This window comes from Geodermatophilus sp. SYSU D00814, assembly GCF_054050055.1.
Map to the genome: position 1 here is coordinate 155,007 of NZ_JBJGYP010000009.1, position 8,382 is coordinate 163,388.

General features: G+C 76.7%; 8 protein-coding genes. 5 read left to right on the plus strand and 3 right to left on the minus strand.

The window, feature by feature from the left end; genetic code table 11:
- Nucleotides 1-25 precede the first annotated feature (25 nt).
- The gene (gene purD / locus ACI780_RS09295) at nucleotides 26-1,297 is read right to left on the minus strand and encodes a phosphoribosylamine--glycine ligase (RefSeq protein ID WP_457002387.1); all 1,272 of its coding nucleotides are present in this window, start codon (nucleotides 1,295-1,297) and stop codon (nucleotides 26-28) included.
- Nucleotides 1,298-1,574: 277 nt separating this feature from the next.
- Between purD and ACI780_RS09300 the strand changes: the two genes are divergently transcribed.
- Nucleotides 1,575-2,027 carry a hypothetical protein gene (locus ACI780_RS09300; protein WP_456870002.1) on the plus strand — a complete coding sequence of 151 codons (453 nt, stop codon included), beginning with the start codon at nucleotides 1,575-1,577 and terminating at the stop codon, nucleotides 2,025-2,027.
- Between the two features lie 39 nt (nucleotides 2,028-2,066).
- Here the strand turns inward: ACI780_RS09300 and rsgA are convergent, their stop codons facing one another.
- Nucleotides 2,067-3,023, minus strand: a complete 957-nt coding sequence (gene rsgA / locus ACI780_RS09305; RefSeq protein WP_456870001.1) for a ribosome small subunit-dependent GTPase A — start codon at nucleotides 3,021-3,023, stop codon at nucleotides 2,067-2,069.
- Nucleotides 3,024-3,203: 180 nt separating this feature from the next.
- Between rsgA and ACI780_RS09310 the strand changes: the two genes are divergently transcribed.
- A complete protein-coding gene (locus ACI780_RS09310) occupies nucleotides 3,204-4,253 on the plus strand; it encodes a glycerophosphodiester phosphodiesterase family protein (protein ID WP_457002390.1) in 1,050 nt (349 codons plus the stop codon).
- Between the two features lie 118 nt (nucleotides 4,254-4,371).
- Here ACI780_RS09310 and ACI780_RS09315 read toward each other — a convergent pair whose 3' ends face one another.
- Nucleotides 4,372-5,661, minus strand: coding sequence for an adenylosuccinate synthase (locus ACI780_RS09315; RefSeq protein ID WP_457002392.1), 1,290 nt, complete (start codon nucleotides 5,659-5,661; stop codon nucleotides 4,372-4,374).
- A 67-nt stretch (nucleotides 5,662-5,728) separates the two neighbouring features.
- Between ACI780_RS09315 and ACI780_RS09320 the strand changes: the two genes are divergently transcribed.
- The 3 genes from ACI780_RS09320 (at nucleotide 5,729) to ACI780_RS09330 (ending at nucleotide 8,295) form a co-directional block, all read left to right on the plus strand.
- Nucleotides 5,729-6,343 (plus strand): hypothetical protein, encoded by a 615-nt coding sequence (locus ACI780_RS09320; RefSeq protein WP_457002394.1) that lies wholly within the window; start codon nucleotides 5,729-5,731, stop codon nucleotides 6,341-6,343.
- A gap of 96 nt (nucleotides 6,344-6,439) precedes the next feature.
- The gene (locus tag ACI780_RS09325) at nucleotides 6,440-7,486 is read left to right on the plus strand and encodes an ABC transporter permease (protein ID WP_456869997.1); all 1,047 of its coding nucleotides are present in this window, start codon (nucleotides 6,440-6,442) and stop codon (nucleotides 7,484-7,486) included.
- Between the two features lie 8 nt (nucleotides 7,487-7,494).
- A complete protein-coding gene (locus ACI780_RS09330) occupies nucleotides 7,495-8,295 on the plus strand; it encodes an ATP-binding cassette domain-containing protein (protein ID WP_457002396.1) in 801 nt (266 codons plus the stop codon).
- Nucleotides 8,296-8,382: the final 87 nt, after the last annotated feature.

The window sequence follows — 8,382 nt, forward strand, 5'->3', positions numbered from 1 at the left end:
GCGGTGATGGAGGACGGGCCGGCGGCTACGGGAGCGTGATCCGGCCCTCGACGGCGGCCAGCGCGATGTCGGTGCGCCAGTGCGCGCCGGCCAGCCGGACGGCGGCCACCCGTTCGTAGGCGCCCTGCCGGGCGGCGGCGAGGTCGGGCCCGGTCGCGGTCACCGCGAGCACCCGCCCGCCGGCCGAGCGGACCGTGCCCCCGGCGTCCACGGCGGTGCCGGCGTGCAGCACGCCCTCGCCGTCGGCACCGGTCACCGGGCCACCGGTGCGGGGGGCCTCCGGATAGCCGGGCGCGGCGACGACGACGGTGACCGCGGCACCGGACCGCCAGCGCAGCGGCGGGTGGTCGGCGAGCGTGCCGGTGGCCGCGGCGTGCAGCAGCCCGCCCAGCGGCGTCTCCAGCAGCGGCAGCACGACCTGGGTCTCGGGGTCGCCGAAGCGGGCGTTGAACTCCACCACCCGCACGCCCCGGGAGGTCAGCGCCAGCCCGGCGTAGAGCAGGCCGCAGAACGGCTCGCCGCGGCGGCGCATCTCGTCGACCGTCGGCTGCAACACCGTTGACAGCACCTCGTCGACCAGCCCGGGCGGGGCCCACGGCAGCGGCGCGTACGCGCCCATCCCGCCGGTGTTGGGGCCCGCGTCGCCGTCGTCGCGGCGCTTGGCGTCCTGCGCGGGCAGCAGCGGCAGCACCGTCGTCCCGTCGGTGACGGCGAACAGAGACACCTCCGGGCCGTCGAGGAACTCCTCGACCAGCACCGCACCCCCGGCGTCGAGCACGCGGTGGCCGTGGGCGACGGCGGCGTCCCGGTCGGTGGTGACGACGACGCCCTTGCCGGCCGCCAGCCCGTCGTCCTTGACCACGTACGGCGCCCCGGCCCCGAGATGCAGGGCCTCGTCGAGCGCGGTCTCCAACTCCGCCGGCCCGCCGACCGGCCACGCGCGGGCGGTGGGCACGCCGGCGGCGGCCATCACGTGCTTGGCGAAGGACTTGCTGCCCTCGATCTGCGCGGCCTGCGCCGACGGTCCGAAGCACGCGATCCCGGCGTCGCGGACGGCGTCGGCGGCGCCGGCGACCAGGGGCACCTCGGGGCCGACGACGACGAGGTCGGCGCGCCAGCCGGTGGCCAGCGCCGCCACCGCCACCGGGTCGGCGACGTCGAGCGGCGCGGCCTCGGCGACCCGCGCGGTGCCGGCGTTGCCGGGGGCGCAGGCCAGCGCGGTGACCGCGGGATCGGACGACAGAGCGACGCACAGGGCGTGCTCCCGGGCTCCGGAGCCGACGACGAGCACGCGCACGGACGGCGACCCTACCGACGGAGGGCGCTCCCCTGCCCGGGACGGCCCTCCCGGTGGCACGCTCGGAGGTGGGGGGTGCCCCCGCACGACCGGCCGAGGGGATGGGCCGATGTCCTCGTCGTGGAGGGTGCCGGGACACCGGCCGGCGACACCGCTCCGGCTCCTGGCCGCGGGCGTGGCGGGGTGCCTGCTCGGCGGCTGCACCGCCACGGGCGGTGGTCGGGACACCGCCGGTTCCCCGGCGACGGGGCCGGACTGGCGGGCAGCCAGCTACCGCGTGACGTGCGACGGGATCGTCCCGGACGGCATCCCGGTCACGCTGACCGGCGGGACCGCGCGGGTGTCCGCCGACGGGAGCCGGCCCCCGTACTACGACCACTACGAGGTCCGGTGGGTGACCTCGGCCCGGGGGGACGTCGACGGGGACGGCGAGCCGGATGCTGTCGTGCTGCTGCAGTGTTCGCCGCAGCCGTCCAACGGCGTCGTCGAGGAGGTCCAGGTGTTCGCCGCGTCCGGCGAGCGGCTGGGCCTGCTGCCCAGTCCCCGCACCCTGCGCGAGGCGACGAGCCTGCCGCCGCTCTACGACCCGGCCGGGTTGTCGGTCCGGGACGGCGACATCGTCGCCGCCATGGAGGCCTACGCGCCGGAGGACTCCCACGCCAGCGGCCCGTCGATCCCGATCACCGTGCGCTGGCACTGGGACGGGCAGGGGTTCGTCCGCGTCTCCTGACCCGGACGTATCAGCCACGGAGCGCGACCTCCCCGAGGCTCACCGCACCCTGTTCGGCTGCGAGCGGTACGCGCGGTGCAGCGCGCGGACGCGGGCGTGCTCGGCGGCGCGGGCGCGGGCGTCGGCGCGCAGCTCCTGCCGGCGGGCCTCGGCCTGCAGCTTGCGCCAGCCCAGCAGCCGGGCGGGGTCGAGCCGGCCGTCGTCGATGGCGGCGGCGACCGCGCAGCCGGGCTCGGTGCGGTGCTCGCAGTCGCGGAACCGGCACTGCGCCGCCAGCTCGGCGACGTCGGCATAGGCGGTGTCGACGCCCTCGTCGTCGTAGAGGCCCAGCTCCCGCATGCCGGGGGTGTCGACGAGCAGCCCGCCGCCGGGCAGCAGGTGCAGCTCGCGGGAGGTGGTGGTGTGCCGGCCGCGGCCGTCGGCCTCCCGGACGTCGCGCGTCGGCGCCACCTCGGCGCCGGCCAGCGCGTTGGCCAGGGAGGACTTCCCCACCCCCGAGGGCCCGACCATGGCCGCGGTGCGGCCCTCGCCCAGCAGCGCCCGCAGCGCGTCGAGTCCCTCGCCGGTGTGCGCGCTGACGGCGAGCACGTCGACGCCGATCGCGTCCTCGGCCACCGCGGCCACCGCGGCCGGGACGTCGTCGCACAGGTCGGCCTTGGTGAGCACGACGACCGGCGTCGCCCCGCTCGCCCACGCGACGGCGAGGTAGCGCTCCACCCGCCGCGCCCGCGTCGGCCCGGCCAGCGCGTCGACGACGAGCACCAGGTCGAGGTTGGCGGCCACCACCTGCCCGGCGGAGGTGCGCCCCGCGACGGTGCGGGTGAACGCCGAGCGCCGCGGCAGCACGGCGACGGCGAGCTCCCCGCGCAGCGCCACCCAGTCGCCCACGGCCGGGGAGGCGACGCCGTCGGGGTCGTGCAGCGCCGCGGCGGGGTGCACCCGCCGCTCGCCGTCGGCGGTGAGGACGGTGAGCCGGCCGCGGTCGACGCGGGTCACCCGACCGGGTGACGTCCCGGGGGGCAGGTGGTCCGCTCGGTCGGCCGACCAGCCGATCCTCGAGAGATGCATCACGCGGCGGATGGTCCCGCGCAGGTCAGCGCGGTGTCCTCCCATTTCTCGGCGACGCGCCAGCCGGCGTTCGCCATCCCGACACCTCGCTCGGGTGTTGTGGACGGCATGCACGCGACCGAGTCGCTCGCGACTCCCGCAGCTGCCCGGACCCCGCGCCCCGTCGTCGTCGGCCACCGCGGCGCCTGCGCGTACCGGCCGGAGCACACCACCGCGAGCTACGAGCTCGCGATCGACATGGGCGCCGACCTCATCGAGCCCGACATCGTCGTCTCGAGGGACGGGGCGCTGGTGGTGCGGCACGAGAACGAGCTCTCGCGCACCACCGACGTCGCCACCCGGCCGGAGTTCGCCGACCGCCGCACCACCCGGCGGGTCGGTCGCAAGCGGCGCACCGGCTGGTTCGCCGAGGACTTCACGCTCGCCGAGCTGCGCACGCTGCGCGCCGTCGAGCGCCACCCCGACCTGCGCCCGCTCAACACCGCCTACGACGGCCGCTTCGGCGTGCTCACCCTCGAGGAGGTCGTGGAGCTGGCCCGCCACCGGTCGACGCCGCAGCGGCAGGTGCGGGTGCTGGCCGAGCTGAAGAAGCCGACCTGGTCGGCCGAGCGGGGCCAGCCGATGACCGAGCTGGTCGCCGCCGAGCTGCGCCGCCTCGACGCCGCCTGCCCCGACGGGACCGTGGTCGTGCAGTCCTTCGACGCCGCGGCGCTGCGCCGGCTGCGCGCCGACCTCGGCGACGACGGCCCGACGATGGTCCAGCTGGTCGACACCACGGCCGCCGACGAGCACCTGCTGACCAACGCCGGCCTGCGCGCGGTGTCCACCTACGCCCAGGGCATCGCGCCCAGCGTCGACCACCTCCTGCTGCGCGACGCCGAGGGGGCGCTGCGCGGGGTCTCCGACCTGGTCCGCCGGGCGCACGCGGCGAACCTGCGGGTGGTGCCCTGGACGCTGGCCGCGGAGAACGCGTTCCTGCCGCGCCAGCTGCGCAGCAGCGAGGACCCCGCCGCCGGCGGTGACGTCCGGTCCGCCGCCCGGCTGCTGCTCGCGCTCGGGGTCGACGGCGTCATCACCGACAACCCCGACGTCGTCGTCGCCGCCCGCGCGGAGCTGGACTCGGAGGCCACCCAGCCGCTGCGGGCCCTGACCGCCTGACGCCCGGGACGCCCGGGACGGCTCGCCGATGATCAGGTGACCTGATCGTGCGGCGTCCTCCCTCACGGTGGGACGTGCGGGAGGACGCCCGACGATCAGGTCACCTGATCGTGGCGGCTCAGTCGAGTAGGTCGTGCACGACGACGTTCTCGTCGCGCCCGGGACCCACCCCGATCACGCTGATCCGCGCCCCCGAGAGCTCCTCCAGCCGGCGCACGTAGGCCTGCGCGTTGGCCGGCAGCTCGTCGAAGGACCGGCAGTGCCGGATGTCCTCGAACCAGCCCGGCATGTCCTCGTAGACCGGGGTGGCGTGGTGGAAGCCGGTCTGCGTCATCGGCATCTCCTCGTGCCGGACGCCGTCGACGTCGTAGGCGACGCAGATCGGCACCGTCTCCAGGCCCGAGAGCACGTCGAGCTTGGTGAGGAAGTAGTCGGTGATCCCGTTGACCCGGCTGGCGTACCGGGCGACGACGGCGTCGAACCAGCCGCAGCGCCGGTCGCGGCCGGTGGTGACGCCGACCTCGCCGCCGACCTTGCGCAGGTGCTCGCCGTTGGCGTCGAACAGCTCCGTCGGGAACGGGCCCGAGCCCACCCGGGTCGTGTACGCCTTGAGGATGCCGACCACGCGGGAGATGCGGGTGGGGCCGATCCCGCTGCCGGTGGCCGCCCCGCCCGCGGTCGGGTTCGACGACGTCACGAACGGATAGGTGCCGTGGTCGACGTCGAGCAGGGTGCCCTGCGAGCCCTCCAGCAGCACCCACTCGCCGGCGTCGAGCGCGTTCGCCAGCAGCAGGCGGGTGTCGGCGATGCGGTCCCGCAGCTGCTCGGCGTAGCCGGCGTACTCCTCGACCACGTCGTCGACGTCGATGGCCTTGCGGTTGTAGACCTTGACCAGCACCTGGTTCTTCTCGACCAGGGTGCCCTCGAGCTTCTGCCGCAGGATCGACAGGTCGAGCAGGTCGGCCACCCGGATGCCGGTGCGGGCCACCTTGTCGCCGTAGGCGGGGCCGATGCCGCGGCCGGTGGTGCCGATCTTGCGCTTGCCGAGGAACCGCTCGGTGACGCGGTCCAGCGCCCGGTGGTGCGGCATGATCAGGTGCGCGTCGGCCGAGATCACCAGCCGGGAGGTGTCCACGCCGCGCTCCTCGAGCCCGGCGAGCTCCCCGATGAGCACCTGCGGGTCGACGACGACGCCGTTGCCGATCACCGGGGTGCACCCGGGCGTGAGGATGCCCGACGGGATCAGGTGCAGGGCGTAGCGCTCGCCGTCGGGGGTGATGACGGTGTGCCCGGCGTTGTTGCCCCCCTGGTAGCGGACCACGTAGGGCACCCGGCCCCCGAGGAGGTCGGTGGCCTTGCCCTTGCCCTCGTCGCCCCACTGGGCGCCGATCAGCACGACTGCCGGCATCTCGCTGTCGTCCCCCTCAGGACTCGTCACCGGCGGTGGACCGGCTGGCAGGTGGCAGGGTATCGGCATGTCCCTCGTCGAGTTCGACCTGCGCGGTCTCGCGCCCGGGCAGGAGCCCGGGCGCGCCGCCGTCTCGGGCGCGGCCGACGCCGGTGCGCTGCTCGTGCGCGGGCCGGTCCCGGCGCTGTCGGCGGTGCTCGCCGCGCTGCACAGGGCCGGCCGGACCGCCGAGGTGCCGGTGTCCTGGGAGCCGGCCGAGGACCCCTCCTCCCGGGGGCTGGCCCGCGACCTGGGGATCGGCACGGGGAGGGAGCGGGAGCTGTCGCTGGTGCGCGACGACCACGGCGGGGTGCTGCTGCACCACGGGCGCTACGAGGCCGCCGAGCGCGGGCGCCTGCCACTGGCCGCGCGACTGGGCGTGCAGGCCCACCACGACGACGCCCGGGTCGCCGACGGGACGGTCGCCCGCATCGACGTGCGGCCCGACTGGGGCGCGGTCGACACGATCCGCGTCGTCGTCTCCCCGCAGCTCATGCGCCCGCCGCGGCGCAGCACCGGCCGGGCGCTGCAGCTGGCCAGCGACCCCGCGCAGGTCACCCGCGACGGCGTCGTGTTCCCGCGGCCGGTGACGCGGTGGACCTGGTACGCCGACGACCGCGTCCGCTGGCGGCTGCGTCCCTGACGGCCCCCGCTCCCCGGGGCAGGCCGGGTCGCCGTCGTGGACACTGGGAGGGCCCCAGCCCGAGGAGGCCCCGCTGCGCCCCTGTCCGGTGACCCGGTGACCGTCGACCGGCTGCCCTTCACACGGGTCGCACCGCCGCGCCGGCGGGTCGTCGACCGCGTCCTCGCCCGGCCCAGCACCGCCGCCGTGCTCGGCCTCGCCGTCGTCGTCGTGGTCTTCGGGGTGCGGGTGCCCGAGCTGCTCACCCCGGAGGGGCTCGCCGGCGTCCTCGACGCGGCGGCGCTGCTGGGCATCGGCGGGGTCATGGTGGCGCTGCTGCTGGTGGGCGGCCACTTCGACGTGTCGATCGGCACGGTCACCGTGGGGAGCGCCACCCTCACCGGGGTGCTCGCCGGGCCGATGGAGTGGGGCATCTGGCCGGCGCTGGCCGTCTCGCTGGCCGCCTCGCTGGCCGTGGGGCTGGCCAACGGCTGGCTGGTCGTGCGCACCGGGCTGCCGAGCTTCCTGGTCACCCTGGCCACGGCGCTGGTGGTGCAGGGCACGACGGTGTCGGCGCTGCCGCTGGTGGCCGGGGCCCCCCGCATCACCGGCCTGGACCAGGCGCCGGGGTGGTCGTCGGCGTCGGCGCTGTTCGGGTCGACGGTGGAGGTCGGCGGCGGCGTGTTCCCGGTCGCGCTGCTGTGGTGGCTCGCCGTCACCGCCCTCGCGGGCTGGCTGCTGTGGCGCACCCGTTTCGGCAACGACGTGCTGGCGATGGGCGGGTCCCGGCGGGCGGCGCGCGAGCTCGGCGTGCCGGTCCGGCGCACGACGCTGGTCCTCTTCCTGCTCACCGCCGCCGCGGGCTGGCTGGTGGGCACGCTGGCCCTGGTGCCGGTGGCCAGCGTCGCGGCGACGCCGTCGCTGGCCACCGCGATCGACTTCGTCGTCGTGGCCGTGATCGGCGGCTGCCTGCTCACCGGCGGCTACGGCTCGATGGCCGGTGCGGCGGTGGGCGCGCTGCTGTACGCCGTCGCCCGCCGCGGGGTGGAGCTGTCGGGCTGGGACCCGCGCTGGTCGCAGGTCCTGCTCGGCGTGCTGCTGCTGGTCGCGCTGCTGGTCGGAGGGGTGGTGCGCGGCCGGCTGCGGGCCGCGCCGCGGTCATGAGCACGGGCGTGAGCGCGCCCCCGGTCCTGGAGCTGCGCCGGCTGTCGGTCCGTTACGGCGGGGTGCCCGCGCTCGACCGGGTCGACGTCGCCCTCGACGGCGGCCGGATCACCTGCGTCCTCGGGGAGAACGGCTCCGGGAAGTCGACGCTGGTGGCGGTGCTGTCGGGGCTGCGCCGGCACGACGACGGCGACCTGCTCCTCGACGGCGCCCCGGTGCGCTTCCGCGGCCCGCGGGACGCGCGCGGGGCCGGCATCGCCACGGTGTGGCAGGACCTCGCCGTCGCGCCGCTGCTGTCGGTGTGGCGCAACCTGTGTCTGGGCGCCGAGCCCACCCGCGGGCGGTGGCCGCTGCGCCGCCTCGACGTCGACGCCGCCCGCGAGACCACCGTGCGGGCGCTCGAGCGCGTCGGCGTCACCGGCGTCGACCCCGACCAGCCGGTCAACTCCCTGCAGCCCGGCGCCCGGCAGAGCCTCGCCATCGCCCGCGCGGTCCACTACGGCGCCCGGGCGCTGGTGCTCGACGAGCCCACCGAGCCGATGACCATCGCGCAGCACACGCTGGTCGGGCAGGCGGTGCTCGGTGCGCGGGCGCGCGGTCTCGCCGTCGTCCTGGTGACGCACAACCCGCGCTACGCCCACCTGGTCGGGGACCGGTTCCTGCTGCTGGCGCGCGGCCAGGTGGCCGGCGACCTCACCCGCGCCGACGTCGACGCCGACGACCTCACCCGGCTCATGGCCGGCGGCGAGCAGCTCACCGCCCTGACCACCCGGCTGCAGGAGCTGCACCCGGAGCTCGGCGAGCGCTGACCTCCGTGGGGGGGGGGGGGCGGGGGGGGGGGGGGGGGGGGGGGGGGGGGGGGGGGGGGGGGGGGGGGGGGGGGGGGGCGGGGCGAG